At 60.1% G+C, this 26,980-nt stretch carries 22 protein-coding genes; 18 read left to right on the plus strand and 4 right to left on the minus strand.

Annotated features, from left to right (window positions below):
* The first annotated feature begins 211 nt into the window (after positions 1 to 211).
* The 4 genes from AABM55_RS01630 (at position 212) to AABM55_RS01645 (ending at position 7,082) form a co-directional block, all read left to right on the plus strand.
* Positions 212 to 3,805 carry a DUF2339 domain-containing protein gene (locus tag AABM55_RS01630; RefSeq protein ID WP_347928651.1) on the plus strand — a complete coding sequence of 1,198 codons (3,594 nt, stop codon included), beginning with the start codon at positions 212 to 214 and terminating at the stop codon, positions 3,803 to 3,805.
* On the plus strand, positions 3,802 to 5,166 hold the full coding sequence (locus tag AABM55_RS01635) for a DUF3999 domain-containing protein (RefSeq protein WP_347928652.1): 1,365 nt from the start codon (positions 3,802 to 3,804) through the stop codon (positions 5,164 to 5,166). The genes AABM55_RS01630 and AABM55_RS01635 overlap by 4 nt, the downstream gene beginning before the upstream one ends.
* Positions 5,167 to 5,465: 299 nt before the next feature.
* Positions 5,466 to 6,476, plus strand: a complete 1,011-nt coding sequence (locus tag AABM55_RS01640) for a class 1 fructose-bisphosphatase (RefSeq protein ID WP_054595177.1) — start codon at positions 5,466 to 5,468, stop codon at positions 6,474 to 6,476.
* Positions 6,477 to 6,479: 3 nt separating this feature from the next.
* Positions 6,480 to 7,082, plus strand: a complete 603-nt coding sequence (locus AABM55_RS01645; RefSeq protein WP_347928653.1) for a DUF924 family protein — start codon at positions 6,480 to 6,482, stop codon at positions 7,080 to 7,082.
* A gap of 14 nt (positions 7,083 to 7,096) precedes the next feature.
* Here AABM55_RS01645 and AABM55_RS01650 read toward each other — a convergent pair whose 3' ends face one another.
* From AABM55_RS01650 to AABM55_RS01660, 3 genes are all read right to left on the minus strand, one after another.
* A complete protein-coding gene (locus tag AABM55_RS01650; RefSeq protein WP_103320421.1) occupies positions 7,097 to 7,429 on the minus strand; it encodes a type II toxin-antitoxin system RelE/ParE family toxin in 333 nt (110 codons plus the stop codon).
* Positions 7,426 to 7,698, minus strand: coding sequence for a type II toxin-antitoxin system Phd/YefM family antitoxin (locus AABM55_RS01655; RefSeq protein WP_103320423.1), 273 nt, complete (start codon positions 7,696 to 7,698; stop codon positions 7,426 to 7,428). The genes AABM55_RS01650 and AABM55_RS01655 overlap by 4 nt, the downstream gene beginning before the upstream one ends.
* Positions 7,699 to 7,797: 99 nt before the next feature.
* Positions 7,798 to 9,690 (minus strand): methyl-accepting chemotaxis protein, encoded by a 1,893-nt coding sequence (locus AABM55_RS01660; protein ID WP_347928654.1) that lies wholly within the window; start codon positions 9,688 to 9,690, stop codon positions 7,798 to 7,800.
* A 281-nt stretch (positions 9,691 to 9,971) separates the two neighbouring features.
* Here AABM55_RS01660 and AABM55_RS01665 point away from each other — a divergent pair, with 281 nt between their 5' ends.
* On the plus strand, positions 9,972 to 10,226 hold the full coding sequence (locus AABM55_RS01665) for a hypothetical protein (protein WP_054595181.1): 255 nt from the start codon (positions 9,972 to 9,974) through the stop codon (positions 10,224 to 10,226).
* A gap of 31 nt (positions 10,227 to 10,257) precedes the next feature.
* Entirely contained in the window at positions 10,258 to 10,827 is a 570-nt protein-coding gene (locus AABM55_RS01670; protein ID WP_054595182.1) for a lipocalin family protein, read from the plus strand.
* 160 nt (positions 10,828 to 10,987) lie between these two features.
* Here AABM55_RS01670 and AABM55_RS01675 read toward each other — a convergent pair whose 3' ends face one another.
* Positions 10,988 to 12,352 (minus strand): formimidoylglutamate deiminase, encoded by a 1,365-nt coding sequence (locus AABM55_RS01675; RefSeq protein WP_216742862.1) that lies wholly within the window; start codon positions 12,350 to 12,352, stop codon positions 10,988 to 10,990.
* A gap of 187 nt (positions 12,353 to 12,539) precedes the next feature.
* Between AABM55_RS01675 and hutC the strand changes: the two genes are divergently transcribed.
* The 12 genes from hutC to AABM55_RS01735 all read left to right on the plus strand — a co-directional run bounded on the left by hutC (position 12,540) and on the right by AABM55_RS01735 (position 26,973).
* Positions 12,540 to 13,208, plus strand: a complete 669-nt coding sequence (gene hutC / locus AABM55_RS01680) for a histidine utilization repressor (RefSeq protein ID WP_232252242.1) — start codon at positions 12,540 to 12,542, stop codon at positions 13,206 to 13,208.
* 24 nt (positions 13,209 to 13,232) lie between these two features.
* On the plus strand, positions 13,233 to 13,805 hold the full coding sequence (locus AABM55_RS01685; protein WP_347928655.1) for a HutD family protein: 573 nt from the start codon (positions 13,233 to 13,235) through the stop codon (positions 13,803 to 13,805).
* A gap of 528 nt (positions 13,806 to 14,333) precedes the next feature.
* Positions 14,334 to 16,037: a urocanate hydratase gene (hutU, locus tag AABM55_RS01690; protein ID WP_347928656.1), complete on the plus strand. Its 1,704-nt coding sequence runs from the start codon at positions 14,334 to 14,336 to the stop codon at positions 16,035 to 16,037.
* A 151-nt stretch (positions 16,038 to 16,188) separates the two neighbouring features.
* Positions 16,189 to 17,655, plus strand: a complete 1,467-nt coding sequence (locus tag AABM55_RS01695) for a cytosine permease (RefSeq protein ID WP_054595186.1) — start codon at positions 16,189 to 16,191, stop codon at positions 17,653 to 17,655.
* Positions 17,656 to 17,825: 170 nt separating this feature from the next.
* Entirely contained in the window at positions 17,826 to 18,677 is an 852-nt protein-coding gene (locus AABM55_RS01700) for a proline/glycine betaine ABC transporter permease (protein WP_145016663.1), read from the plus strand.
* Complete coding sequence (locus AABM55_RS01705) at positions 18,674 to 19,498, plus strand: glycine betaine/L-proline ABC transporter ATP-binding protein (RefSeq protein WP_054595188.1); 825 nt, start codon at positions 18,674 to 18,676, stop codon at positions 19,496 to 19,498. Before AABM55_RS01700 ends, AABM55_RS01705 begins: the two co-directional genes overlap by 4 nt.
* A 217-nt stretch (positions 19,499 to 19,715) precedes the next feature.
* Positions 19,716 to 21,248: a histidine ammonia-lyase gene (gene hutH, locus AABM55_RS01710; RefSeq protein WP_347928657.1), complete on the plus strand. Its 1,533-nt coding sequence runs from the start codon at positions 19,716 to 19,718 to the stop codon at positions 21,246 to 21,248.
* 107 nt (positions 21,249 to 21,355) lie between these two features.
* Positions 21,356 to 22,762: an amino acid permease gene (locus tag AABM55_RS01715; RefSeq protein ID WP_054595190.1), complete on the plus strand. Its 1,407-nt coding sequence runs from the start codon at positions 21,356 to 21,358 to the stop codon at positions 22,760 to 22,762.
* Between the two features lie 16 nt (positions 22,763 to 22,778).
* A complete protein-coding gene (gene hutI / locus AABM55_RS01720) occupies positions 22,779 to 23,984 on the plus strand; it encodes an imidazolonepropionase (protein WP_347928658.1) in 1,206 nt (401 codons plus the stop codon).
* 10 nt (positions 23,985 to 23,994) lie between these two features.
* Entirely contained in the window at positions 23,995 to 24,795 is an 801-nt protein-coding gene (gene hutG / locus AABM55_RS01725; protein ID WP_347928659.1) for an N-formylglutamate deformylase, read from the plus strand.
* 279 nt (positions 24,796 to 25,074) lie between these two features.
* Entirely contained in the window at positions 25,075 to 26,022 is a 948-nt protein-coding gene (locus AABM55_RS01730) for a choline ABC transporter substrate-binding protein (RefSeq protein ID WP_347928660.1), read from the plus strand.
* A 15-nt stretch (positions 26,023 to 26,037) separates the two neighbouring features.
* Positions 26,038 to 26,973, plus strand: a complete 936-nt coding sequence (locus AABM55_RS01735) for an alpha/beta hydrolase (RefSeq protein ID WP_347928661.1) — start codon at positions 26,038 to 26,040, stop codon at positions 26,971 to 26,973.
* Positions 26,974 to 26,980 lie beyond the last annotated feature (7 nt).

Here is a 26,980-nt window from a genome sequence, read left to right on the forward strand (position 1 = left end):
AACACCGTCCGTAGCAGCTGGCGTAGCCTGCGTTCGAGCGCGCAGCGGTCGTAAATGCCATACCTCGTTTCTGAAGAGAGACTGAGGTGTCTGGATTGCGACTGCTTCGCAGCCGAACGCAGGTTTCGCCAGCTGCTACGAAGAGCAGTGTTTTCAATGGTAGATATGCTCGGTTTCAACGGACTGTGGGAACCGCTTAGGGATATCGACCATGCAATGGATGTTCATGCTGATAGGGCTGGTGCTGGGCTGGGTGCTCGATGAGTCATTCAGTGATGCGCTGATTGGCGCGTTGATCGGCCTGGGTGCGGGGCAGGCGATTGTGCTCAGGCGCCTGAATTCACAAACGGACGAACAGCGTCGCCAACTGGAGCAGGCGCAGGTTGCCCTCGACGTGGTCGAGCAGCGGCTGGCGTTATTGGAAACCCGTGGCGTCCAGGCAGCTCCGGTCCCTGAGTCGACAACGGCCAGCGAGCCGACTATTTCTCCTGATATCGTCTTTGACCAAGCGCCCGAGCCTGGCCCGGCGCCGTTGTCTGCCGCGCAGGAACTGGTTTGGGAATTGCCGCCCGAATTCGAACCGGTACACGCGAGCATCACACCTGAGCCTGCTGATCTCTGGGCCCCGCAACCCAGCGAACCACCACAACCGGCCGAACCCCGTGGTCCGAATCTGATCGAGCGCGGTATTACCGCCGCACGCAATTGGCTGTTCGGTGGCAACACCGTACTGCGGGTCGGCGTGGTGCTGTTGTTCTTCGGTTTGGCGTTTTTGCTGCGCTACGCCACCGAAGGCATGGTGGTGCCAATTGAATTGCGTTACGCCGGGGTCGCTGCGGCCGCGTTGGCGTTGCTGGGCCTGGGTTGGTGGTTGCGACTGCGCAACACCAACTACGCGTTGATCCTGCAGGGGACCGGCATTGCCGTGCTGTACCTGACGGTGTTCGCCGCCATGCGCCTGCACCCGTTGCTCGACCCGACGGCGGCGTTGGGCTTGCTGGTGGCGGTGACGATCTTCTCGGCGATTCTGGCGATCACCCAGGACTCGCTCGCGCTGGCCTGCGCGGCGGCATTGGGCGGGTTCGCCGCGCCGATCCTGACCTCCACCGGTGCCGGCAACCATGTCGCGCTGTTCAGCTACTTCGCCTTGCTCAACACCGGCATCCTCGCCATTGCCTGGTTCAAGGCCTGGCGCCCGCTGAACCTGATTGGCTTCGCCGGCACCTTCGGCATCGGTTTCGCCTGGGGCGTGCGTTCCTATACGCCGGAACTGCTGTGGAGCACCGAGCCGTTCCTGATCCTGTTCTTCCTCATGTACCTGGCGATCGGCTTGTTGTTCACCCGCCGCAAACTGCTCGAGATGACTGACGCGCCGGAGGATGACAGCCGTGACGCGCTGTTGCGCTGGTCGGCGCGCAAGGGCGACTACGTCGACGGCACGATGCTCTTCGGTCCACCACTGGTGGGCTTTGGCATGCAGTTCGCGCTGATTCATCATTTTGAGTTCGCTGCCGCGTTCAGCGCGCTAGCGTTGGGCATCGTGTACATGGGCCTGGCGCGTTTTCTCAGCGGCGGTCGAGCCCTGCTGCTGGCGGAAACCTGCCTGGCGCTGGGGGTGATTTTCGCCAGCCTGGCGATCCCGCTGGGTCTCGATGCGCGCTGGACGGCGGCCGCCTGGTCGGTGGAGGGCGCGGGAATCTTCTGGCTTGGCTTGCGTCAGCATCGGCCGTTGGCGCGGGCTTTTGCCTTGCTGTTGCAGCTGGGTTCGGCGCTGGCGTTCCTCAGCAAACTGAGCCTGGGCGACAGCAGTCTGCTCGATGGTTCAGCGCTTGGTGCGCTGATGCTCGGCGTGGCGTTGCTGTTCAGTTTCTACCACTTGCGCAACGCTTCCCCTGAGCAAACCTCGGCCTGGGAACGCAAGGGCTTGCCGGTGTTGGCCTGTGCAGGACTGACGTTCCTTTATCTGTTGGCGCCGTTGTCCTTCTTCACCCACGGTACTGCGATCAGTTGGGCGCTGGCCGGTTTGGTGACGTTGTTTGTCGGCTTGCGCCTGCAATCGCGGACCTTCCTGTTTACGGCGTTTGGGGTGCAACTGCTGGGCGGTGTGTTGTTCCTGCTGCGGCTGCAAGGCGCCAGCGGTGAGGAGGCGGCGGTGTTCAGTGCTGGCTGGAGCGGTTTGCTCACCGCATCGTTGATTGGCCTGGCGTTGATCGGCGGAATGCTGTTCGCCGCTCGCGACGACATGGTGCGCAGTGACGCACGATTGCTGCGTGGGTTGTCGGTGGTGTTGCTGGCCGGGTTGGTGCTGATCAATCTGGCGGTGCTGTTCGTGTTGCCGTGGCAAACGGCGAGCGCGGTGTGGGCGGCCAGCGGTCTGTTGATCATCTGGCTGAGCCTGTACTTGCAGCAGCGGGTGAGTTTTGTCTTTGGCTTGTTGTTGCAGGTGATCGGCGGCGCGGCGTTCCTGATCGCTGGCCCCGAACTGCTCGGGCCGCTCGCCAGCGAAGGTCTGCGGCCACTGGGCCACAGCGGTTTCTGGACGCCGATGGTGCTCGGGCTGGCGGCGATGGTCGGTGCCTGGCGCTTGCAGCTTGGCAATCATGCCAGTGCGTTCGATGCCTTGAGTTTGCAGCGCTTGTCCGAGTTGCTGCTGGTGTGGGGCGCCGCCTGGTGGGCGCTGGCGCTGATCAGCGAAGTGCTGCGGTTTGCACCGCTGAACCTGCAAGCCACGCTGTTGCTGGGCCTCGCAGCGCTGAGCGTCGCAGTGTGGACGTTGTTGTCCCGACGACTGCAATGGCCGGCACTGGGCGTGCTCTGCACGTTGCTGATTCCAGCGGCGGCGCTGGTATTGGTCGCGGCCTGGTATTCGCGTTATCACCCTGCAGCGAATTTCGGCTGGCTGGCGTGGGCGATGGTGTTCGGGATGCATTTCATCTCGCTGCGGCGCCTGGCGCCGATGCTCCCCGCGCGAGTATTGAGCGCTGCTCACGTGGTGGGTTGCTGGCTGTTGATCGGCGTGTTGGCGCTGGAGCTGCGTTACGGCTTGCTGGTGTTGTCCGAGCAATACAACGCTTGGCGCTGGCTGGGTTGGGCGATCTTGCCGAGCCTGTATCTGGTGCTGATGGCCGCACCGCGCGCCTGGCCGTGGCCGGTATCGACGTATGCCCGCGAGTACCGCGTGTACGCCGCGCTACCGCTGGCGCTGTTGATGCTCGGCTGGTTCTGGCTGGCGAACATTGCCAGCGACGGCACCGCCGAACCGTTGCCTTATCTGCCGTTGCTCAACCCGTTGGACATCGGCCTGCTGTTTGCCTTGTTCGGCGTTTATATGTGGTCGCGCAGTGCAGTCAGCCAATTGGCGATTCGTGCCGATTACGCTGAGGGTGCCACGCAAGTCGTGGCCGGAGTCTCGCTGTTTGCCTTCTTCACCGCGCTGGTGATGCGCAGCGCTCACCATTGGGCTGGCGTGCCGTTTGAGTTGGATGCGTTGCTGGAGTCGATGCTGGTGCAGGCGGGCTTGTCGATCGTCTGGACCCTGATTGCCCTGAGCCTGATGATCGGCGGGCATTTGCGCCATCGTCGGGAAGTCTGGCTGGTCGGCGCAGGGTTGATTGCGCTGGTGGTCGCCAAACTGGTCTTTGTCGAACTGAGTAACCGTGGCGGTCTGGCGCGGATCGTGTCGTTTATCGGTGTGGGCGTGTTGCTGCTGGTGGTGGGCTATTTCGCACCGCTGCCGCCCAAACGCGCCGAACCAACGCCCGGGCCTGAGAAACCGGCCAATGAATCTGAAGGAGTGTCATCTTGAATCGGAAGTGGTCGCTGGGCGTTGTTGGACTCTGTGTGGCGTTGTCGGCCGCGGCTCAGGAAGCACCGGCAGACTTCACCACGCAGGTGCCGTTGAGCCTGAGCGGCGAGGGGCCGTGGTATCGCCTCGAATTGCCGCTGGCGGTGCAATTGAATGCGCGCCAGACCGATCTCAGCGACGTGCGGGTATTCAACGCAGCCGGTGAAGTGCAGGCCTATTCGCTGGCGCGGGAACAGGCGCAGAGTCGCGAAAGTCTGGTGGTGAATAACGTCAAGTGGTTCCCGATTTACGACTCGGCCTCTGCCAGCGAGGCGGTGCCAAGTGTGCGCGTGCAGTCGAATGCCAGCGGCACGCTGGTGGAGGTCCAGCCATCGAATCCGCTCAAGGCTGGCAAAGAAGTACTGCGCGGCTGGTTACTGGACGCCAGCGCGATCAAGGCGCCGTTGCAGCAGTTGATCCTCGACTGGAGCAGCGAGCGCGACGGCTTCCAGCGTTTCAGCATCGAAGCCAGTGATGATTTGCAGCATTGGCAGCCTTGGGGCGAAGGTCAGGTAGCGCGGCTGTCGTTTGCCGACGAACGCGTCGAACAGCATGACGTCGATTTGCCGGGGCAGAGCGCGCGTTATCTGCGCTTGCTGTGGAAAACCCCGCAAGCGGCGCCCGCGCTGACCTCGGCGCAACTGCAAAGCACCAGTTCCAGCTACCTGCCGCAGCCGTTGGTCTGGTCCGAGCCGTTGGCCGGCAGCAGCACCAGGGCCGGTGAATACACCTGGCAATTGCCGATGGGTTTGAGCGTGGAGCGCTTGCAGGTCGAGTTGAGCCAGGCCAACAGCCTGGCGCCGGTGACCCTGTCGGGACGTCGCGAAAGCAGTTTGCCGTGGCAGCCCTTGAGCAGTGGTTTGCTCTATCGGCTGACGCAAAATGGTCAGGATGTGGTGCAGAACCAATTGCAGCTGCCTGGCCATGTGGTGCAGCAGTTGAAACTGACCGTCGATGAGCGTGGCGGCGGCTTGGGCGCACAGGCTCCGACAGTGCGCTATGCCGTGCGCTCGACCCAAGTGGTGTTCCTCGCTCGCGGGGTGGGGCCGTACACACTGGCGCTGGGTAGCGCGACGGTTAAAGCGGCGAGTTTGCCGCTGTCGACGCTGATTCCCGATTACAGTCCCAAGCGTCTGGCAACGTTAGGCCAGGCCAAGGTCGATGGTGCGGCGGTGGTGACTTCGCCGGCGACAGCAGTGGTGCCGATTGTCCCGGGCATGAACTGGAAGAAGATCGGCTTGTGGGCGGTGCTCTTGCTAGGAGTGGCAGGCTTGGCAGGGATGGCGTTCAGTTTGCTGCGCAAGCCACCCGTCAAATCCTGAGGCTGGCGCAGTTTTCTCTTTTGTGGCGAGGGAGCTTGCTCCCGCCGGCCGGTCCGCGTTCGGGCGTAGCAGTCGTAAACCTACGGATGCGATCTATTTGAAGCACCGTGCCGCATGGTTTTGGGGCCGCTTCGCGCCCCAGCGGGAGCAAGCTCCCTCGCCACAGTTATGTGCATTTGCAGCTACGCTCAACCTCGCGCATGAACTCTATTCAGTGAATCTCGTCTGATAAGAGGAATTGCGCACCGACTCGCGTTAAACTGCGCGGGTTTTTAGCCCCCATTCCTTCGGAGCCTTCCATGTCCCGCGTTACCTTGAGTCGCTATCTGATTGAGCAGACCCGTAGCAACAACACTCCTGCCGATCTGCGCTTTCTGATCGAAGTAGTGGCGCGTGCTTGCAAGGAAATCAGCCACGCCGTTTCCAAAGGCGCCCTGGGCGGCGTTCTGGGCAGCATGGGCACTGAAAACGTGCAAGGCGAAGTCCAGAAGAAACTCGACGTGATCTCCAACGAGATCCTGCTCGAAGCCAACGAATGGGGCGGTCACCTGGCCGGCATGGCGTCCGAAGAAATGGACAACGCCTACCAGATCCCGGGCAAATACCCGAAGGGCGCGTACCTGCTGGTATTCGACCCACTGGACGGTTCGTCGAACATCGATATCAACGCGCCGGTCGGTACTATCTTCTCCGTGCTGCGTTGCCCGAACGAATACCTGAGCCAGAACGAACCCTTGAACGAAAAGGCGTTCCTGCAGCCAGGCACCCAACAGGTAGCCGCCGGTTATGCCATCTACGGCCCGCAAACCATGCTGGTGCTGACCCTCGGTGATGGCGTGAAAGGCTTTACCCTGGACCGTGAAATGGGCAGTTTCGTACTGACCCATGAAGACATCAAGATCCCGTCCTCCACTCAGGAATTCGCGATCAACATGTCCAACCAGCGTCACTGGGAAGCGCCGGTACAACGCTACGTCGGCGAACTGCTGGCTGGCGAAGAAGGCCCGCTGAAAAAGAACTACAACATGCGCTGGGTCGCCGCGATGGTGGCCGACGTGCACCGCATCCTGACCCGTGGTGGCCTGTTCATGTACCCACGTGACAGCCGCGAGCCCTCCAAACCGGGCAAACTGCGCTTGATGTACGAAGCCAACCCGATGTCGTTCCTGGTTGAACAGGCCGGCGGCGCGTCCACTAACGGTCACCAGCGTATTCTCGACATCCAGCCTGAAGGCCTGCACCAGCGTGTAGCGGTGTTCCTGGGCTCGAAAGAAGAAGTCGAACGCGCCACGGCTTACCACAAGGAATAAACCATGACCGCGCCCTGGCAGCCGTTACTCGAATGGTGGTTCGGTTCAGCCGAAGCACCTAATGACGTAGCGGCTGACAAGGGCAAGTTATGGTTCGGTAAGCGTGACAGCCAGGACCTCGAAGCGCGCACGCGTTTCGGGGATCTGGTGGAACAGGCACTGGCCGGCGGATTGACCGAGTGGACGCAATGTCCCGAAGGTTGGCTGGCCCTGGTGTTATTGCTTGATCAGTTACCGCGGATGATCTTTCGCGAAACCCCCAAATCCTTTGCCGGCGACTTGAGAGCCCAGGCGCTGGTGGCGCAAGGTATTGCCGCGGATTTCGATCGGCAACTGCGGCCTATCCAGCGAGTGTTCATCTATCTGGTATTCGAGCATTGCGAGCATCTGGCGGTGCAAAACGAAGCCGTCTCACGTTTTGCCGACTTGCTGGCTGAGCAACCCGAGGCGGATCGTGCGGTGTTTGCCGATAACCTCGATTACGCCGAACGGCATCAGAAAATCATTGCCCGGTTTGGACGTTTTCCCCATCGCAATGCGATTCTTGGGCGGGAAAGTACGCCTGAAGAGATGGTATTTTTGAGTGGGCCCGGCGCACGGTTTTAACTACGGCATTGATCTCATGTGTTCACTTGCAGAAGTCGTTTCATCAACAGTGTCGGCAGATTTTTTCGTGTGTCGGCAATGATGTGGATGTAGACAGTCTTTTCCCTGACTTCATAAATGACCCGGTTCATCCCTGACAGGACTTGCCGATACTGGCTGATATTGAGTCTCTTGATTTCTTCCGGGATTGAGCCTGCATAAGGCTGTGTCGCCAAATGACGGATGGCTGCCTTCAAAGTGGCATAGGTGTTTTGCCATGTGTGGGCAGAGAACTGTTGGGTAAGGTAGCTGCGGAGCTCTTTGAGGTCTGTTTCTGCGGACTGAAGAATGACGACATTGAAGCTCATTGATGCTCGGCCTCGTCAAGCTCTGCGAAGACGTCCTCCGCACCCCGGAATTTTCCTTCCTCAATTTCACGATTGCCCATTGCCAGTAGCTTGAGAAGGGCCATTGTGTCTTCTTGCTCTTCGAAGCTTTTCACATCCATGACCACCAGTTTTGCTTCACCGTTTTGGGTGATAACCAAGGGTTCACGGCTTTCGGTGATCGTCTTGACGATTTCGGCAGTATGGCTTTTCAGGTAGCTGATGGGTTTGATTTGAGAGGAAAGCTTCATAAGATTGATCTCCTTCTGGTGAGCAGGACTGAGTTTAGTCTGAATTCAGTCCTGCGTCAGATTCACCAGACGGGCGCACTCAAAGTGCGCCGTTTGGTTTTAGATCCTGAAACTACCCACCAACTGCTTCAACCGCGCCGCTTGCTGCTCAAGATCGGCACAGGCGCGCAAGGTCGATTGCAGGTTTTCCACGCCTTCCTGGTTCAGGGTGTTGATCTCGGTGATGTCGACGTTGATCGATTCGACCACGGCGGTTTGCTCTTCGGTGGCGGTGGCCACCGACTGGTTCATGCCGTCGATTTCGCCGATGCGCTGGGTCACGCTGCCCAGGCGCTCACCGGCCTGGTTGGCGATGCCGACGCTGCTTTCGCTCTGGCGCTGACTGTCGGTCATGATGGCGACCGCCTCACGGGCGCCGACTTGCAGCTCTTCAATCATCTTCTGCACTTGCTGCGCCGAGTCCTGGGTGCGATGCGCGAGGTTGCGCACTTCGTCGGCAACCACGGCGAAACCACGTCCGGCCTCACCCGCGCGCGCCGCTTCGATCGCGGCGTTGAGAGCCAGCAGGTTGGTTTGCTGGGAGATGCTGGTGATGACTTCGAGAATCTGCCCGATATTCACCGTGTTGCTGTTCAGCGTTTCGATGTTGCCGCACGAGTCGCTGATTTTGGCCGACAGTTGCTGCATCGCCGCGATGGTCTTATCCACCACTTGCTGACCGTCTTCAGCCAGGCTGCGGGCGTCGCTGGAATGTTGCGAGGCGAGGGCGGCGTTCTGGGCGATTTCCTGGGCGGCGGCGCCCAGCTGGTTGATCGCCGCGGCCACACTGCTGGTGCGCGAGGCCTGCTGGTCGGAATTGAACATCGACGAGTTGGACGCGCTGACTACACGCAGGGCGACTTCGTTGACCTGGCCGGTGGCCGATGACACTTCGCGGATCGAAGTGTGAATACGCTCGACGAAGCGGTTGAACGAAGTGCCCAGCGCCCCGAATTCGTCCTGGCCATGAATGGTCAGGCGCTTGGTCAGGTCGCCTTCACCCTCGGCGATGTCATGCATGGCGCGACCCATGGTCAGCAACGGCTGCATCAGGACGCGGATCAGCATGCCGAGCAGCGTGATGATGATCACCACGGCAATCACCATGGCGATGATCGCCGAGGTGCGGAACTCACTGAGCATCGAGAATGCGGTGTCCTGGTCGAGCACCAGGGCCACGTACCAGTCAGCCGACGGCACGCCGTTGACGTGGGTGAACGAGATGAACTGCGTCTTGCCGTCCACCTCGACTTCCTTCATGCCGGGGCTGACCTTCGGCGCACCCGCGGGATAAGCCTCGGTGAGGCTTTTGAGCACCAGTTTGCTGTCCGGGTGAATGAGGATCTTGCCCTCGCTGCTGACGATGAATGCGTGGCCGTGGCCGCCGAAGTTCAGCGAGTTGATGATGGTGCTGATGCTGCTCAGGTCGATGTCTGCACCGGCGACGCCGATCATCTGGTTCTGATGCTGCACCGGGGTAGCGACGGTGATCACCAGCTTGCCTGAGGACGCAGCGATGTAGGGTTCGGTGACGATGGTCTGCTGTGCACTGTTGGCGGCTTTGTACCAGCCACGGGCACGAGGGTCGTAGTCCGCCGCGCGATTACCGGCCGGCACCGAGAACATCACGCCGTCGGCACCGCCGAAGTAGCTCAACTGAAAGTTGCTGGTGTACGCCGGCAGGCCGACCGCGCGTTTCAGGTTGTCCAGCGCCGGACCGTCGACGGCCACTTGCTGGGCCAGCGATTGCAGCAACTGGATGCGGCTTTCCAGCCAGGTCTGGATGTTGCTGGTGGTCAGGCTGCCGAGTTCCTGCATCGAGGACTCGGTGCTGTTGCGCAGGGTTTGGCGCTGACGGTAGTCGTTGAACAGAATGAAACAGGCGAACGCTACCGCGACCACAAGGGCAGCGGCGAGCAGGATCTTGTGGCTGAACTTCATGTTTCTGGTCATTAAAGGCGCTACCGCGGGAGGACTGATCAACGAGGAGCGTCAAATTGCCACAGGGCAGGCTTGGCGCTGCTTCTATGTCGACAGGGAAGCGCCAAAGATTAGGCGGGTTTGACGAAAACCGACGAAATACCGATCAGCGCAAAAAAATGCCTGATTTTGGTGCGAAATGTCGATTTTACCCTTCAAGAAATACCCGGTACCGGTGGGAACCAGAAGGGGGTTTTCTCTTCTAAGCTTCTGGTTGGCAGCCATGCCTCCCCCTCTTTACCAGGAGTTACACCATGTCGCTGCGATCTATCGCCTTGTTGTCGTTTTGCGTGCTGTTGGCTGCGTGCAGCAAGATCAACCAGGAAAACTATTCGAAACTCTCGACGGGCATGCCCAAGGCCGAGGTCGAAGCCTTGTTGGGTAAACCTGCCGATTGTTCAGGCGCGTTGGGCATGTCCAGCTGTACCTGGGGCGACAAGAACAGCTTTATCAGCGTGCAGTACGCCGGTGACAAAGTGCTGATGTTTTCCGGGCAAGGCCTGAAGTAAACCGGGGCCAAACGCCCTCGGGAGAAAAATAATGATGCGGTTAGTAATAGTTCTTTTGGCCGGTCTGTTGTTGGCCGGCTGCGCCACTTCTGGCGATGATGCGCTCGCGCCGAAAACGGTCAATAGCGTCAACCTCAAGCGTTACCAGGGTAAATGGTACGAGTTGGCGCGCATGCCGATGTACTTCCAGCGTAACTGCGCGCAATCCGAAGCCCATTACACCCTCAAGACCGATGGCGACATGGAAGTGTTGAACCGTTGCCTGACCCCAGAGTGGAAATGGGAAGAGGCCAAGGGCACGGCAACGCCGCAGATTCCCGGCAAGAACGACAAGCTGTGGGTGAATTTCGATAACTGGTTTACCCGGTTGTTGCCAGGCATGAGCAAGGGTAATTACTGGGTGCTGTATGTCAGCGATGACTACCAGACCGCGATAGTCGGTAGCCCCAATCGGCGCAACCTGTGGCTGCTGTCACGCAAGCCGGAAGTCAACGCCGATACCCGCGAGGAACTGCTGAGCAGGGCGCGTCAGCAGGGTTACGACACCACACGCCTGATCTGGCGGGTGTCGGACACCAAAATGGCCCAGACCTCTAAATAAGCGGCGTGCGGTTGGACTCCGTGGCGAGGGAGCTTGCTCCCGCTCGGCTGCGCAGCAGTCGTCACTCAGCTGATGAGATCTTTCTGAAAGAGCTCATTTGCTGATTTGGGGTCGCTTCGCAACCCAGCGCGAGCAAGCTCCCTCGCCACAGAAGCGGTGATCAGCCCAACAGCTCGCGCAGTACTTGGGTGAACGCCCGGTTACTGTCTTCTTCGCCAGCGTGATGCCCGTCGCGTACCACCCACTTGCCATTCACCAGCACGTCACGCACCTGGCGGTCGCCACCAGCAAACAGCCAACGGTTCAGAATCCCGTCGCCACTGGCGGTTGCCAGGTAAGGGTCGTTGCCGTCGAGCACCAGCCAGTCAGCGCGTTTGCCGACTTCCAATGCGCCAATCGGCTGGCCCAGCGCCTGTGCGCCACCGTCGAGTGCGGCGTCGTACAGGGTGCGCCCGACCATCGGCTGATCGGCGCCATACAAGCGGTTACGTCGCTGATCGCGCAGGCGCTGGCCGTATTCCAGCCAGCGCAGTTCTTCCACCACACTCAGCGACACATGGCTGTCCGAGCCAATGCCCATGCGCCCGCCTTGGGCGAGGAAGTCCACGGCCGGGAAAATCCCGTCGCCCAGGTTAGCTTCCGTGGTCAGGCACAGGCCGGCGATGGCGCGACTCTTGGCCATCAGGCTGACTTCTTCCGGGTTGGCGTGGGTCGCGTGGACCAGGCACCAGCGCTGATCGACGTCGGTATTTTCATACAGCCATTGCAGCGGACGGCGACCACTCCAGGTCAGGCAGTCGTCGACTTCCTTTTGTTGCTCGGCGATGTGGATGTGCACCGGGCAGTGCTTGTCGCTGGCTGCCAGCACTTCGCTGATTTGCTGCGGGGTCACGGCACGCAACGAGTGGAAGCACAGGCCCAGTTGTTGCGCCGGTTGCTGCGCCAGCAGCGGCTGCAAGCGGGCTTGTAGCTTCAGGTAGTTTTCAGTGCTGTTGATGAAGCGTCGCTGGCCTTCATTGGGCGCCAGGCCACCGAAACCGGAGTGGCTGTAGAGTACAGGCAGCAAGGTCAGGCCGATGCCGGAGGCGCTGGCGGCCTGACTGATTTGCAACGACAGTTCGGCCGGGTCCGCGTACGGATGGCCGTTGTGGTCGTGGTGCACGTAATGAAATTCGGCGACCGAGGTGTAACCGGCCTTGAGCATTTCGATGTAGAGCTGACGGGCGATGATCCCGAGTTGTTCCGGACTGATTTTTCCGACGAGGCGATACATCAGATCGCGCCAGGTCCAGAAACTGTCGTTCGGATTACCCGCTACTTCGGCCAGTCCGGCCATCGCCCGCTGGAAGGCGTGGGAGTGCAGATTCGGCATGCCCGGCAGCAGCGGACCGCTCAGCCGTTCGGCGCCTTCAGCGCTGGCATCGGCCTGGATGTGGGTCAGCAGGCCATCGGCACTGACCTCAAGACGTACATTGTTGGCCCATCCACTAGGCAAAAGCGCGCGTTCGGCAAAGAAGGCGGACATGGTTCAGTACCCCATCGTGTGTTATTTGTATATACATATACAGACGTTTGCCTGCTCGGTAAACTCCGGCAAGCTAGCGACTTTCATCAACGAACAAGGATTTCCTGTGCCGACTCCGCCTGTAGTTTCACCGCTGAGTGCCAATCTGGGCGACAGTCCGGCGCCCTTGTACGCTCGCGTCAAACAGATGATCACCCAGCAAATCGACAGTGGAAACTGGCCGCCGCATTACCGCGTGCCGTCGGAAAGCGAGCTGGTCAGTCAGTTGGGTTTCAGCCGCATGACCATCAATCGCGCCCTGCGCGAGATGACGGCTGACGGCCTGTTGGTGCGCATGCAAGGCGTCGGGACCTTTGTCGCCGAACCCAAGAGCCAGTCCGCGTTGTTCGAAGTGCATAACATTGCCGACGAAATCGCCTCCCGTGGCCATCGCCACACGTGCAAGGTGATTACTCTGGAAGAAGAGGCCGCCGGTTCCGAGCGCGCCCTGGCACTGGACATGCGTGAAGGCCAAAAGGTCTTCCACTCGCTGATCGTGCATTTCGAGAACGATATTCCCGTGCAAATCGAGGACCGTTTCGTCAATGCCCTGGTCGCGCCGGAATACCTCAAGCAAGACTTCACCCTGCAAACGCCTTATGCCTATCTGAATCAGGTCGCGCCATTGACCGAAGGCGAGCACGTGGTCGAGGCGATTCTTGCCGAGCCTTCCGAATGCAAATTGCTGCAGATCGAAAAAGGCGAGCCATGCCTGCTGATCCGTCGTCGGACCTGGTCCGGACGTCAGCCAGTGACGGCCGCTCGTCTGATTCATCCCGGTTCCCGCCATCGTCTGGAAGGGCGGTTCCACAAATAAAGAGCCATCAATAAAGAGACATAAATGGGCCAGTTGAACGTTTTGCGCGCGGCCAATTATCCGCGCATGCCGTGGAAAAACGGCGGCGGCAGCACCGAAGAAATCACCCGCGATGCAGGCACCGGCCTGGATGGCTTTGGCTGGCGCCTGTCGATTGCCGATATCGGTGAGTCGGGCGGGTTCTCGACCTTTGCAGGCTACGAGCGGGTCATCACCGTGCTGCAGGGTGAAGGCATGACCTTGACGGTCGACGGCCAGAACACGCGGCCCCTGTTACCACTGGACCCGTTTGCGTTCAGCGGCGAAAGCCATGTTTCCTGCACCCTGCTTGGCGGTGCGATCCGCGACTTCAACCTGATTTATGCGCCGAATCGCTACCAGGCGCGGTTGCAGTGGCTGGCGGGCGAGCAACGGTTTTTCAGTTCTGCCGGAACGCTGCTGGTTTTCAGCGTGGCTGATGCGCTTGAAGTTCGAATCAATGGCAGTGCGGCCCAAGTGCTGGGTCGTCATGATTGTCTGCAACTGGGCGGTAACACTGGGCTGCTGGATGTTTCCGTCAATGGCCAGTGCTGCGTGATTGAACTGACAGCACTCTGAGCTCCCTATTCCGGGAGCTTTTCTGTGGTGAGGGGGCTTGCCCCCGCTGGGTGGCGAAGCCGCCCCAATGGCTGCATGCCTACCCTGTCCCCTGTATTGAATCTCCGATTCTGCGACTGCTACGCCCGAGCGCGGACCGGTCGACGGGGCAAGCTCCCTCGCCACAAAAACCAACCTCCAGCGTTTCCCTGTGCGCACCAGTTTTGTTACCGAACGCCCCAGCGTGACGCAAAACCGCGCTCAGGTAACAACTGTCACTCCTCGAAAAAAACCTTCCCCCAAAAATATCGACAGCCGCAAAACCCTTGTCCCAAGGGCTTTTCAGCCAGGTTCAGCACTTTGTTGAAGCGCCATCCAGAAAGTTGGCCGCTTGATTGCATATGCTTGTATGTACAAGTAAAGACGTATGCGTATGAGTCACGAAGACTCGACCATCGTCCACTGATTCGCCGGTGTGCACCATCTGCACATTGGCTTGCTCGCCCACTGCCTGGGCTGGTTTGGATTGATTGCTGAGGAGCTTTTTTCGTGACTGACAATACCCAGAAACCGACCCCCGTTACTTTTACTAAGCACCGTGACGTTGAAATCCGTGCTGCTCGCGGCAACAAGCTGACCGCCAAAAGCTGGCTGACCGAAGCGCCGCTGCGCATGTTGATGAACAACCTCGACCCGGAAGTTGCCGAGAACCCTAAAGAACTGGTGGTTTACGGCGGTATCGGTCGCGCGGCGCGTAACTGGGAATGCTACGACAAGATCGTCGAGAGCCTGACCAACCTGAATGACGACGAAACCCTGCTGGTGCAATCCGGCAAGCCAGTCGGCGTCTTCAAGACTCACAGCAACGCCCCACGCGTGCTGATCGCCAACTCCAACCTGGTGCCACACTGGGCGAGCTGGGAGCACTTCAACGAACTCGACGCCAAAGGCCTGGCCATGTACGGCCAGATGACTGCCGGCAGCTGGATCTACATCGGCAGCCAGGGCATCGTTCAAGGCACCTACGAAACCTTCGTTGAAGCCGGTCGCCAGCACTACAACGACAACCTCACCGGTCGCTGGGTCCTGACCGCCGGTCTGGGCGGCATGGGTGGCGCTCAACCACTGGCCGCGACCCTGGCCGGCGCGTGCTCGCTGAACATCGAATGCCAACAAGTGAGCATCGATTTCCGCCTGAAAAGCCGTTATGTCGACGAGCAGGCCAAAGACCTCGACGACGCGCTGGCGCGCATCGCCAAATACACCAAAGAAGGCAAAGCGATTTCCATCGCCCTGCTGGGTAACGCGGCAGAAATCCTGCCGGAATTGGTCCGTCGCGGCGTGCGTCCGGACATGGTCACCGACCAGACCAGCGCCCACGATCCGCTCAACGGTTACCTGCCAGCCGGTTGGACCTGGGAAGAGTACCGCGCTCGCGCCAAGACCGAGCCGGCTGCTGTGATCAAAGCCGCCAAGCAATCGATGGCCGTGCACGTCAAAGCGATGCTCGACTTCCAGAAGCAAGGCATCCCGACGTTCGACTACGGCAACAACATCCGTCAGATGGCGCAAGAAGAAGGCGTCGAGAACGCATTCGACTTCCCGGGTTTCGTACCGGCCTACATCCGTCCGCTGTTCTGCCGCGGTATCGGTCCGTTCCGTTGGGCTGCACTGTCGGGCAACGCTGAAGACATCTACAAAACCGACGCCAAGGTCAAAGAACTGATCCCGGACGACGCCCACCTGCACAACTGGCTGGACATGGCGCGCGAGCGCATCAGCTTCCAGGGTCTGCCGGCACGTATCTGCTGGGTGGGTCTGGGTCTGCGCGCCAAGCTGGGCCTGGCGTTCAACGAAATGGTCCGCAGCGGCGAGCTGTCGGCACCGATCGTGATCGGCCGCGACCACCTGGACTCCGGTTCGGTGGCAAGTCCTAACCGCGAAACCGAATCCATGCAGGACGGTTCCGATGCCGTGTCCGACTGGCCACTGCTCAACGCTCTGCTGAACACCGCGAGCGGCGCGACCTGGGTTTCCCTGCACCACGGCGGCGGCGTCGGCATGGGCTTCTCCCAGCACTCGGGCATGGTGATTGTCTGCGACGGTACTGACGAAGCGGCCGAGCGAATCGCTCGCGTGCTGCACAACGACCCGGCCACCGGCGTTATGCGTCACGCCGATGCCGGTTACCAGATCGCTATCGACTGTGCCAAGGAGCAGGGCCTGAACCTGCCGATGATCACCGGTAAATAAAAAACGGGCCTCGGCCTGATGCGAACCTGTAGGAGTAAAGCTTGCTCGCGATGAACGATGACGCGGTGTGTCAGGTACATCGCCATCGCGAGCAAGCTCAGCTCCTACAGGGACAGATTGAATTCCACGAACAATCCAAAGAGGTTGACCCATGGCTAATGATGATCGTGCACGCAGTAAGCCGTTGATCGAGAAACGTTCGATCGACTACATCCCGGAAGCGGAAAGACACGGTCGTCTATTGAGTCAGTTCACCCTGTGGTTGGGTGCCAACCTGCAAATCACCGCGATTGTGACGGGTGCATTGGCGGTGGTACTGGGCGGGGATGTGTTCTGGTCGTTGGTCGGTTTGCTGATCGGCCAATTGCTCGGCGGTGGCGTCATGGCGCTGCACGCCGCACAAGGTCCGCAACTCGGCTTGCCGCAAATGATCTCCAGTCGCGTGCAGTTTGGCGTGTATGGGGCGGTGATTCCGCTGGTGCTGGTGTGCCTGATGTACATCGGCTTCTCGGCCAGCGGATCCTTGCTGGCAGGGCAGGCAGTTGCGCAGTTGCTGCACGTCGAAGACTGGGTCGGTATCACGCTGTTCGCGGGCTCGATCATGGTCTTCACCATCTTCGGCTATCGGGTGATCCACGGCATCGGCCGGGTCGCCAGTGTGCTGGGCGTGGTGGCGTTCATCTACCTGTTCTACAAACTGCTGGCCGGTAACGACATCGGCGCATTGCTGGGCAACAAGCACTTCTCGGTGGCGAGTTTCCTGTTGGCGGTGTCGCTGTCGGCGTCCTGGCAGATCGCGTTCGGCCCTTATGTGGCGGACTACTCGCGTTACTTGCCGCGCAGCACGCAGGCTAAGAAAACCTTCTGGGCTGTTGGCCTGGGTTCGGTAATCGGTGCGCAGGCGTCGATGGTCTTCGGTGTGTTCGCCGCAGCCCTGGCCGGTTCGCAGTTCGCTCACCACGAGGTGTCGTTCATCGTCAGCCTGGGCGGTACCGGGATTGTCGCGGCGCTGCTGTACTTCGCCGTGGCTTTCGGCAAAGTCACCGTGACCACCTTGAACGCCTACGGCAGCTTCATGTCGATCGCGACGATCATCAGTGGCTTCCGTGGCAGCCGCCACATTGGAAGCGGTGTGCGCCTGCTGTACATCTTCATCATGGTGTCGCTTGCCGCGGCTCTGGCATTGCTTGGCAAGGACTCGTTCCTCAAGGAATTCTCCGCGTTCATCCTGTTCCTGCTGGCGTTCTTCACGCCGTGGAGCGCGATCAACCTGGTGGACTTCTACTGCATCACCAAAGAGCGTTATGACATTCCGGCACTGTCCAACCCCGAGGGTCGCTACGGTCGCTGGAACATCATGGGCATCAGCATTTACGTGTTCGGCGTGTTGATTCAAATGCCGTTCATTTCCACTCACTTCTACACCGGCCCTCTGGTCGCGAGCCTCGGTGATACCGACATCTCGTGGATCATCGGCCTGGTGGTCCCGGCGGCGATGTATTACTTCGCAGCCAAGAAGTGGCATAGCGCAGTACCTGATCGGCTGATACTGCCGGTAGAGCAGGACGAGGCTGTAAAAGTGAAAACAAGCGGGGCGGATAGCGTTGCAGCAATCTGACTGGACGAAACTGGCGAAGATCTTCGTGAAGGCACATCCTGAGATCTGGCAGTTGCGGGTCACCACCGACACTGCCAGGAAAATCAACGCGGAACTGTAGGCAGATACCTCCCGGCTAACCGAGAGGCTGGCCGGGACGTTCGCCACATCCACTTGATTGAGAGTCTCTTATGTTTCCCGAAAGCTTCACCTTTTCCATCGCCGACCGGGTCAACGTCTGGGTTGATTCGCTGGTCGTCAACTACGGGGATGTGTTCCGCCACATCTCCGACACCTTGCTCTGGGCCATCGTCAACCTCGAAGGCCTGCTGCGCGCGGCGCCGTGGTGGTTGATGCTGGTGATCGTTGCCGGCATTGCCTGGCACGCGACCCGCAAGCTGGTGACGACGGCGGTGATCGTTGGTTTGCTGTTCCTGGTGGGCGCTGTCGGCCTCTGGGACAAGCTCATGCAAACGTTGGCACTGATGCTGGTGGCGACGGTTATTTCGGTGTTGATCGGCATTCCGTTGGGCATTTTGTCGGCACGCAGCAATCGCCTGCGTTCAGTGTTGATGCCGCTGCTCGACATCATGCAGACCATGCCCAGCTTCGTGTACCTGATCCCGGTGCTGATGCTGTTCGGTCTGGGCAAGGTCCCGGCGATTTTCGCCACGGTGATCTACGCCGTACCGCCGCTGATTCGCCTGACCGATCTGGGCATTCGCCAGGTCGATCGCGAAGTCATGGAAGCAATCAATGCCTTTGGTGCCAACCGCTGGCAGCAACTATTTGGCGTGCAACTGCCGCTGGCGCTGCCGAGCATCATGGCCGGGATCAACCAGACCACCATGATGGCCCTGTCGATGGTGGTGATCGCCTCGATGATCGGTGCGCGTGGCCTGGGTGAAGACGTGCTGGTGGGGATCCAGACCCTTAATGTCGGACGCGGTCTTGAAGCCGGTCTGGCGATCGTGATTCTGGCGGTGGTCATTGACCGCATTACCCAGGCCTACGGTCGTCCACGGCATGAGGTGAGCCAATGAGCAATGCCGCCAAGATCGAAGTCAAAAACGTTTTCAAGATTTTCGGTGACCGTTCGGCAGACGCGCTGGACATGATCCGACAGAACAAGAGCAAGGATCAGGTACTGGCCGAGACCGGCTGTGTGATTGGCGTGAATGATCTGTCACTGAGCATCGCTACCGGCGAGATATTCGTGATCATGGGCCTGTCGGGTTCCGGCAAGTCGACACTGGTGCGGCACATCAACCGCCTGATCGACCCGACCAGCGGCGTGATCCTGGTGGATGGCGTGGACATCCTGCAATACGACATGGAAGCCCTGCGCGAATTTCGTCGGCACAAGATCAGCATGGTGTTCCAGAGCTTCGGCCTGTTGCCCCACAAGAACGTACTGGACAACGTCGCCTACGGTTTGAAAGTGCGTGGTGAAAGCAAGCAAGTGTGCGCCGAGCGCGCGCAGCACTGGATCAACACCGTGGGCCTTCAAGGCTACGAAAACAAATACCCGCATCAGCTGTCTGGCGGTATGCGTCAGCGTGTGGGCCTGGCTCGCGCCTTGGCGGCGGACACCGACATCATCCTGATGGATGAAGCCTTCAGTGCCCTTGACCCGCTGATCCGCGCCGAGATGCAGGACCAGTTGCTCGAACTGCAACAGACCTTGCACAAGACCATCGTTTTCATCACCCATGACCTCGATGAAGCCGTGCGCATCGGTAACCGGATTGCGATTCTCAAGGATGGGCAGTTGATCCAGGTCGGCACGCCGAAAGAGATCCTTCACTCGCCGGCCGATGAATACGTCGACCGGTTTGTCCAGCGGCGTGCGGCGGTGGTTTAGGAGAGATGCCATGTTTCAGGCTGAATTGATTTTGAAAGACCCGATACTGCTGTAAACCGCGTTACCCAAGTTGTACTGATTTCTACAAAAGCCAGCGTGCCAAGGCGCCACCCCCTCAAGAAGCGGGCGGCGACGGACAACGGAATCATCCGGAGCGTCTGGTTAGTTAACTGCTCTTATATAAAGAGCATAAAAAACTCTCAAAAGGAGAATAAATGTGACTGCTCTGAATCTTATCCCTGGCCAACTGAGTCTTGCCCAACTGCGCGCTGTTTATCAGCAACCGGTCAACGTCCGTCTCGACGACAGTGCCTCTGCCCAGATCGAAGCCAGTGTTGCCTGCGTGGAACAGATCCTCGTGGAAAACCGCACGGCCTACGGTATCAACACCGGTTTCGGCCTGCTGGCTTCGACCCGCATTGCCAGCGAAGACCTGGAAAACCTCCAGCGCTCGCTGGTGTTGTCTCACGCTGCCGGTGTGGGCGAGCCAATCAGCGACGCTCTGGTGCGTCTGATCATGGTGCTCAAGGTCAACAGCCTGAGCCGTGGTTTCTCCGGCATTCGCCGGGTGGTGATCGACGCGCTGATCGCCTTGATCAACGCTGAGGTTTACCCGCACATTCCGTTGAAAGGTTCGGTCGGTGCTTCCGGTGACCTGGCGCCTCTGGCCCACATGTCGCTGGTGCTGCTGGGCGAAGGCAAGGCCCGTTACAAAGGTGAATGGCTGCCAGCAACTGAAGCGCTGAAAGTCGCAGGCCTGCAACCGCTGACCCTGGCGGCCAAAGAAGGCCTGGCGCTGCTTAACGGCACTCAGGTGTCCACCGCTTACGCACTGCGTGGCCTGTTCGAAGGCGAAGACCTGTTCGCTGGCGCCCTGGCCCTTGGCGGTCTGACCGTTGAAGCCGTACTGGGCTCGCGCTCGCCGTTCGATGCGCGGATTCACGCTGCTCGTGGTCAAAAAGGCCAGATCGACGCCGCCGCCGCTTACCGCGACCTGCTGGGCGAGCGTAGTGAAGTCTCCGATTCGCACCAGAACTGCGAAAAGGTTCAGGACCCGTACTCGCTGCGCTGCCAGCCACAAGTCATGGGCGCTTGCCTGACTCAGTTCCGTCAGGCCGCTGAGGTGTTGGCGATCGAAGCCAACGCCGTGTCGGATAACCCGTTGGTTTTCGCGGCTGAAGGTGACGTGATCTCCGGCGGTAACTTCCACGCCGAGCCGGTTGCCATGGCAGCTGACAACATGGCCCTGGCCATCGCTGAAATCGGTTCCCTGAGCGAGCGTCGCATCTCGCTGATGATGGACAAGCACATGTCGCAACTGCCGCCGTTCCTGGTGGCCAACGGTGGCGTGAACTCCGGCTTCATGATCGCTCAGGTGACTGCGGCGGCTCTGGCCAGCGAAAACAAGGCACTGGCGCATCCGCATTCGGTCGACAGCCTGCCGACGTCCGCCAACCAGGAAGACCACGTTTCCATGGCCCCGGCCGCTGGCAAGCGTCTGTGGGAAATGGCTGAAAACACTCGCGGCGTTCTGGCTGTCGAGTGGCTGGCTGCCTGCCAGGGTCTGGACCTGCGCGACGGTCTGAAGACTTCGTCGAAACTGGAAAAAGCTCGCAGCACCCTGCGCGCCAAAGTACCGTTCTACGAGAAGGACCGTTTCTTTGCACCGGACATCAACGCCGCGAGCGAGCTGCTGGCTTCGCGTTGCCTGAATGAGCTGGTGATGGCGAAGTTGTTGCCTAGCCTGTAAGTCTGATGATCGTTCCCACACTGATCGTTCCCACGCTCCCGCGTGGGAACGATCAGTGTCATGGGGGAACAATCATTTCCGCCGATAAAAATAACTAAGGACGAGAAATGCAAAAGCCAGCAAACGGCTTGAAACGCGGGCTATCGGCCCGACATATTCGCTTTATGGCACTGGGGTCGGCGATCGGCACCGGGCTGTTTTACGGTTCTGCCTCGGCCATCCAGATGGCCGGTCCTGCGGTGCTGCTTGCGTACCTGATTGGTGGCGCAGCGGTGTTCATGGTCATGCGCGCCCTTGGCGAAATGGCTGTGCACAACCCGGTCGCAGGTTCTTTCGGTCAATACGCCAGTACTTACCTGGGACCGATGGCAGGCTTCATCCTCGGTTGGACGTACGCATTCGAAATGGTCATCGTCGGCATGGCCGACGTCACTGCGTTCGGTATTTACATGGGCTTCTGGTTCCCGGAAGTCTCTCGCTGGATTTGGGTATTGGGCGTCGTTTCTATCGTCGGCGGCTTGAACCTGTGCAACGTCAAAGTCTTCGGCGAAATGGAGTTCTGGCTGTCGCTGCTCAAGGTCGCCGCCATCGTTGCGATGATCCTCGGGGGCTTCGGCATCATGCTGTTCGGTATCAGCACGGCCCCAGGCCAGGTGACCGACATCAGCAACCTCTGGACCCAAGGTGGCTTCATGCCTAATGGCATGGGCGGTCTGATCGCTTCGTTCGCGGTGGTGATGTTTGCGTTTGGCGGTATTGAAATCATCGGCGTCACCGCCGGTGAGGCCAAAGACCCGCAGCACGTGCTGCCTCGTGCAATCAACGCCGTACCGTTGCGGATTCTGCTGTTCTACGTGCTGACGATGCTGGTGCTGATGTCGATCTTTCCTTGGCAGCAGATCGGTAGCCAGGGCAGCCCGTTCGTGCAGATCTTCGATAAGCTGGGGATCAGCTCGGCGGCCACCATCCTTAATATTGTGGTGATTACGGCGGCGATTTCGGCGATCAACAGTGACATCTTCGGCGCTGGCCGCATGATGTTCGGTCTGGCCCAGCAAGGGCACGCACCGAAGGGCTTCGCCCACCTGTCGCGCAATGGCGTGCCATGGATGACCGTGGTGGTGATGAGCGTTGCGCTGCTGCTGGGCGTGTTGCTGAACTACCTGATCCCGGAAAACGTGTTTCTGCTGATCGCGTCCATTGCGACCTTTGCTACCGTCTGGGTCTGGCTGATGATTCTGTTCACTCAGGTGGCGATGCGTCGCTCCATGACCGCCGAGCAAGTGGCGCAGCTGAAATTCCCGGTACCGTTCTGGCCGTATGCGCCGATGGCGGCGATTGCCTTCATGCTGTTTGTCTTCGGCGTGCTGGGTTATTTCCCGGATACCCAAGCGGCGCTGATCGTCGGCGTGGTCTGGATCGTGTTGCTGGTACTGGCCTATCTGATGTGGGTCAAGCCGGCTGCAGGGCAGGCGGCCCTGGTCGCGCGTGATCCTTCTTTTTCTAATCGATAACTAACGGAGGCCTCGGATGAAAACTCTCTGGCAACACTGCCACGTTGCAAGCATGGCGCAGGGCACTTACTCGATCATCGAGGATGCCGCCATCGTGACGTCAGGAGCGCACATTGAGTGGATCGGCCCACGTAGCGAGCTGCCGTCCGGCGAGTACCTCGAGGTCCATGACCTCGCGGGGGCCTGGGTCACCCCGGGCCTGATCGACTGCCACACCCACACGGTGTTCGGCGGCAATCGCAGCGGCGAGTTCGAGCAACGCCTGCAAGGCGTGAGCTACGCAGAAATCGCCGCGGCCGGTGGCGGCATTGCCAGCACTGTGCGTGCCACGCGTGCGGCGACCGAGGACGAGCTGTTCGCCAGTGCGAAGAAGCGTCTGAAAAGCCTGATGCGTGACGGTGTGACCAGCATCGAGATGAAATCCGGTTATGGCCTCGACCTCGCCAGTGAGCGGAAGATCCTGCGGGTGATCCGTCGTCTCGGCGCCGAACTGCCGATCAGTGTGCGCAGCACCTGCCTGGCCGCTCACGCCTTGCCGCCAGAGTACGCCGACCGCGCCGACGACTATATCGAGCATATCTGCAGCGAAATGCTGCCGGCGCTGGCCGCAGAAGGCCTGGTCGATGCGGTGGATGCGTTCTGTGAATACCTGGCGTTCTCGCCAGCGCAGGTCGAGCGAGTGTTCGTCGCCGCGCAGAAGCTCGGTTTGCCGGTGAAGCTGCATGCCGAGCAACTGTCGTCCTTGCACGGCTCCAGCCTGGCAGCGCGTTATCACGCGCTGTCGGCCGACCATCTGGAGTTCATGACCGAAGAGGACGCCATCGCCATGGCGGCCTCCGGGACCGTTGCCGTGTTGCTGCCAGGAGCCTTCTACTTCCTGCGGGAAACCCAATTGCCGCCGATGGATGCCTTGCGCAAGCATGGGGTGAAAATCGCCATCGCCAGCGACCTTAACCCTGGCACTTCGCCGGCGTTGTCGGTTCGGTTGATGTTGAACATGGCCTGCACCTGCTTCCGCATGACCCCGGAAGAGGCCCTGGCCGGCGCGACCATTCACGCCGCGACGGCATTGGGCATGGAGCGTACCCACGGTTCGCTTGAAGTCGGCAAAGTCGCCGACTTCGTGGCCTGGCAAATCGATCGTCCAGCCGACCTGTCGTACTGGTTGGGCGGTGACCTGGAAAAACGCGTCGTGCGTCACGGCGTTGAAGTCGAGTTATAGGAGAACGGTTGTGGATAAGGTTCTGAACTTCAAACAAGGCCGGGTGCCGCTGCTGATCAGCATGCCTCACGCTGGCGTGCGTCTGACGCCTGCGGTTGAAGCCGGTTTGATTCCCGAAGCAAAAAGCCTGCCGGACACCGACTGGCATATTCCCACGCTCTACGAGTTCGCCGCCGAGCTGGGTGCCAGCACCCTGGCCGCCGAGTATTCGCGGTTCGTCATCGACCTCAACCGGCCGTCCGATGACAAGCCGATGTATGTAGGTGCGACGACGGGCCTGTACCCGGCGACATTGTTCGACGGCGTGCCGTTGTTCCGCGAAGGGCTGGAGCCGTCGGCTGAGGAACGTGCGAGCTACCTGGAAAAGGTCTGGACGCCGTACCACAGCACCCTGCAGCAAGAGCTGGCGCGGCTGAAGGCCGAGTTCGGTTATGCGTTGTTGTTCGATGCGCATTCGATCCGTTCGGTGATCCCGCACCTGTTCGACGGCAAGCTGCCGGACTTCAACCTCGGCACGTTCAACGGCGCCAGTTGCGATCCGCAGCTGGCCAGCCAGCTCGAAGCGATCTGCGCCCGGCACACGGATTACAGCCATGTGCTTAACGGGCGCTTCAAGGGCGGCCACATCACCCGTCATTACGGCAACCCGGCCGAAAACATCCATGCGGTGCAGCTGGAGTTGGGGCAGTGCACTTACATGGAAGAGGTCGAACCGTTCCGCTATCGGCCTGACCTGGCGGCACCGACGCAGGTGGTGCTCAAGGAGTTGCTGCAAGGGTTGTTGGTCTGGGGGCAGAAACACTACGCCTGACACTATCTTGTGGCGAGGGAGCTTGCTCCCGCTCAACTGCGCAGCAGTTGCAAAGCCTGCCAGTCGGATCTTGCAGATACTGAGAGGTGGCTGTTTTCAGGGCCGCTTCGCGGCCCAGCGGGAGCAAGCCCCCTCGCCACAACGATCGGTTGCGGTCGCCACCGTGCAAGACACGGTCGCCTCAGGGCGTTTTTGTCGCTCAGACGCTGAGTAACGTTGTGGGCACGGTGCACGAAGACACCGGGCCCACAATAACCAGCTGCCGAGCGAGCCTTCCCGATGAAACGACTGTTCAACCGCTGTCTGTTAATCCTTACCGGCACCGCACTCCTGAGCGCCAACACCTTTGCCAGCGAACCGGCGTCCTGCCAATCCGTGCGCATGGGCGTGGTCAACTGGACCGACGTGATCGCCACCAGTGGCATGGCCGAAGTCTTGCTCAACGGGCTTGGCTACGAAAGCAAGCAAACCAGCGCCGTGCAGCAAATCATCTTCGCCGGCATCCGCGACAAACGCCTGGATATCTTCCTCGGCTACTGGAAGCCCGCGATGGACAAGAACATCGCGCCGTTCATCGCCGCCAATCAGCTCAAAGTCATGGACAAGCCCAGCCTGTCTGACGCCCAGGCGACCCTTGCAGTGCCTGATTATGTCGCGGCAGCTGGCCTGAAAACCTTCGGCGATATCGCCAGATTCAAAGACCAGCTGGGTGGCAAGATCTACGGCATCGAGCCGGGCAGCGGCGCCAACACCACGATCAAAACCATGATCGAGACCAATCACTTTGGCCTCAAGGACTTCAAGCTGATCGAATCCGGCGAGGCCGGCATGCTGGCCGCCGTGCAGCGGGCAATCAATCGCAAGGAGTTCGTGGTGTTCGTCGGCTGGACCCCGCATCCAATGAACATCAACATGAAGATCAACTACCTGACCGGCAGCGAGGATGTGTACGGCCCTAACGAAGGTGCAGCGACGGTTTCGACCGTGACCGCGCCGGATTATGCCCAGCGTTGCCCGAACGTGAACCGCCTGTTGGAAAACCTGACGTTCACCGCCGCTCAGGAAAGCCAGTTGATGGTGCCGATCATGGAGCGCAAGACCGCACAGGAAGTTGCCCGCCAATGGCTGCGTGACCATCCCGAGGATCTTCAGCGTTGGTTGGCGGGAGTCAGCAGTTTCGATGGCAAGGACGGTGTGAAGGCGGTACAAGCCAGCCTGAAGCTCTGAGCCGTCGAGAACCTTATGGCTGATTATCCGATCTCTGCGCAGCTCTCGGCCTTTGTCGAGAAAACCCTCAGCTTCAACAGCCCTGACAGCAGCCTGGACGGGCTGCGTCAGGCTTACAGTCAAATGTGCCGGGCATTTACCCCAGCTCGCCCGGACGGTCTGGAGGTCACCGACTTCACGTTGGAAGGTGTTCGTGTCCGGTCCTACCAGCCAGCGGTGGCACCGCCGGATTCGGGATGGCCGTGCATCCTTTATCTGCACGGCGGTGGCTGGGTGGTGGGGGATCTGGACTCGCACGACTTCATCTGCACCGAGTTGTCGGCGGTTTTGGGCGTGCTGGTGATAGCCGTCGATTACCGACTGGCACCGGAACATCCCTTTCCGGCGGCGTTCGATGACTGCCTGAGCGTCTGGCGAGCGCTGTGCGCGGGAGCGAGCCGGTTTGCTCTGGACGCGGCGCGGATGCTGGTGGCCGGTGACAGCGCCGGCGGCAATCTTGCCGCCGCGTTGTGCCTGGCATTGCGTGACCGGGGCGAGCGCTTGCCCTGCGCACAAGTCTTGATTTACCCAGGACTGGGCGGTGACGCCAGTCTTCCATCGCGCAGCGAATGTGCTGATGCGCCGCTACTCAGCAGCAGCGACCTGGACTGCTATCACGCGTTGTACCTGCGCGGTACGCGGCAGCCGCCGGCCTACGCCATGCCATTGCTCGCTGATGATTTCAGCGGTTTGCCAGCGGCAATGATCGCCGTCGCACAGTTCGACCCGCTACGCGACGACGGCGTCAGTTATGCCCGGCGACTTGAAGCCGCCGGGGGCGAGGTCAACCTGTATTCAGGCAAAGGGCTGATTCACGGGTGTTTGCGGGGCCGGGGCGAGGTCGCGGAAGTGGATCTGCTCTATGAAAACCTGTTGGCATATTTGCATCGGTTTCTTGTAAGCGAAGTCTGATTTTTTG

The organism is Pseudomonas helvetica, from assembly GCF_039908645.1.
GTDB lineage: Bacteria > Pseudomonadota > Gammaproteobacteria > Pseudomonadales > Pseudomonadaceae > Aquipseudomonas > Aquipseudomonas helvetica.

Excerpts from the sequence above, each read along its gene's own strand:
- AABM55_RS01650 (WP_103320421.1), bottom strand. The coding sequence starts at position 7,429 with ATGAGCTTCAATGTCGTCATTCTTCAGTCCGCAGAAACAGACCTCAAA.
- hutC (WP_232252242.1), top strand. The coding sequence starts at position 12,540 with ATGATCACCCAGCAAATCGACAGTGGAAACTGGCCGCCGCATTACCGC.
- AABM55_RS01670 (WP_054595182.1), top strand. The coding sequence starts at position 10,258 with ATGATGCGGTTAGTAATAGTTCTTTTGGCCGGTCTGTTGTTGGCCGGC.
- AABM55_RS01715 (WP_054595190.1), top strand. The coding sequence starts at position 21,356 with ATGCAAAAGCCAGCAAACGGCTTGAAACGCGGGCTATCGGCCCGACAT.
- AABM55_RS01665 (WP_054595181.1), top strand. The coding sequence starts at position 9,972 with ATGTCGCTGCGATCTATCGCCTTGTTGTCGTTTTGCGTGCTGTTGGCT.
- AABM55_RS01735 (WP_347928661.1), top strand. The coding sequence starts at position 26,038 with ATGGCTGATTATCCGATCTCTGCGCAGCTCTCGGCCTTTGTCGAGAAA.
- AABM55_RS01705 (WP_054595188.1), top strand. The coding sequence starts at position 18,674 with ATGAGCAATGCCGCCAAGATCGAAGTCAAAAACGTTTTCAAGATTTTC.
- AABM55_RS01655 (WP_103320423.1), bottom strand. The coding sequence starts at position 7,698 with ATGAAGCTTTCCTCTCAAATCAAACCCATCAGCTACCTGAAAAGCCAT.
- AABM55_RS01660 (WP_347928654.1), bottom strand. The coding sequence starts at position 9,690 with ATGACCAGAAACATGAAGTTCAGCCACAAGATCCTGCTCGCCGCTGCC.
- AABM55_RS01675 (WP_216742862.1), bottom strand. The coding sequence starts at position 12,352 with ATGTCCGCCTTCTTTGCCGAACGCGCGCTTTTGCCTAGTGGATGGGCC.
- AABM55_RS01700 (WP_145016663.1), top strand. The coding sequence starts at position 17,826 with ATGTTTCCCGAAAGCTTCACCTTTTCCATCGCCGACCGGGTCAACGTC.
- AABM55_RS01640 (WP_054595177.1), top strand. The coding sequence starts at position 5,466 with ATGTCCCGCGTTACCTTGAGTCGCTATCTGATTGAGCAGACCCGTAGC.
- AABM55_RS01645 (WP_347928653.1), top strand. The coding sequence starts at position 6,480 with ATGACCGCGCCCTGGCAGCCGTTACTCGAATGGTGGTTCGGTTCAGCC.
- AABM55_RS01630 (WP_347928651.1), top strand. The coding sequence starts at position 212 with ATGCAATGGATGTTCATGCTGATAGGGCTGGTGCTGGGCTGGGTGCTC.
- AABM55_RS01730 (WP_347928660.1), top strand. The coding sequence starts at position 25,075 with ATGAAACGACTGTTCAACCGCTGTCTGTTAATCCTTACCGGCACCGCA.
- AABM55_RS01695 (WP_054595186.1), top strand. The coding sequence starts at position 16,189 with ATGGCTAATGATGATCGTGCACGCAGTAAGCCGTTGATCGAGAAACGT.
- hutI (WP_347928658.1), top strand. The coding sequence starts at position 22,779 with ATGAAAACTCTCTGGCAACACTGCCACGTTGCAAGCATGGCGCAGGGC.
- AABM55_RS01685 (WP_347928655.1), top strand. The coding sequence starts at position 13,233 with ATGGGCCAGTTGAACGTTTTGCGCGCGGCCAATTATCCGCGCATGCCG.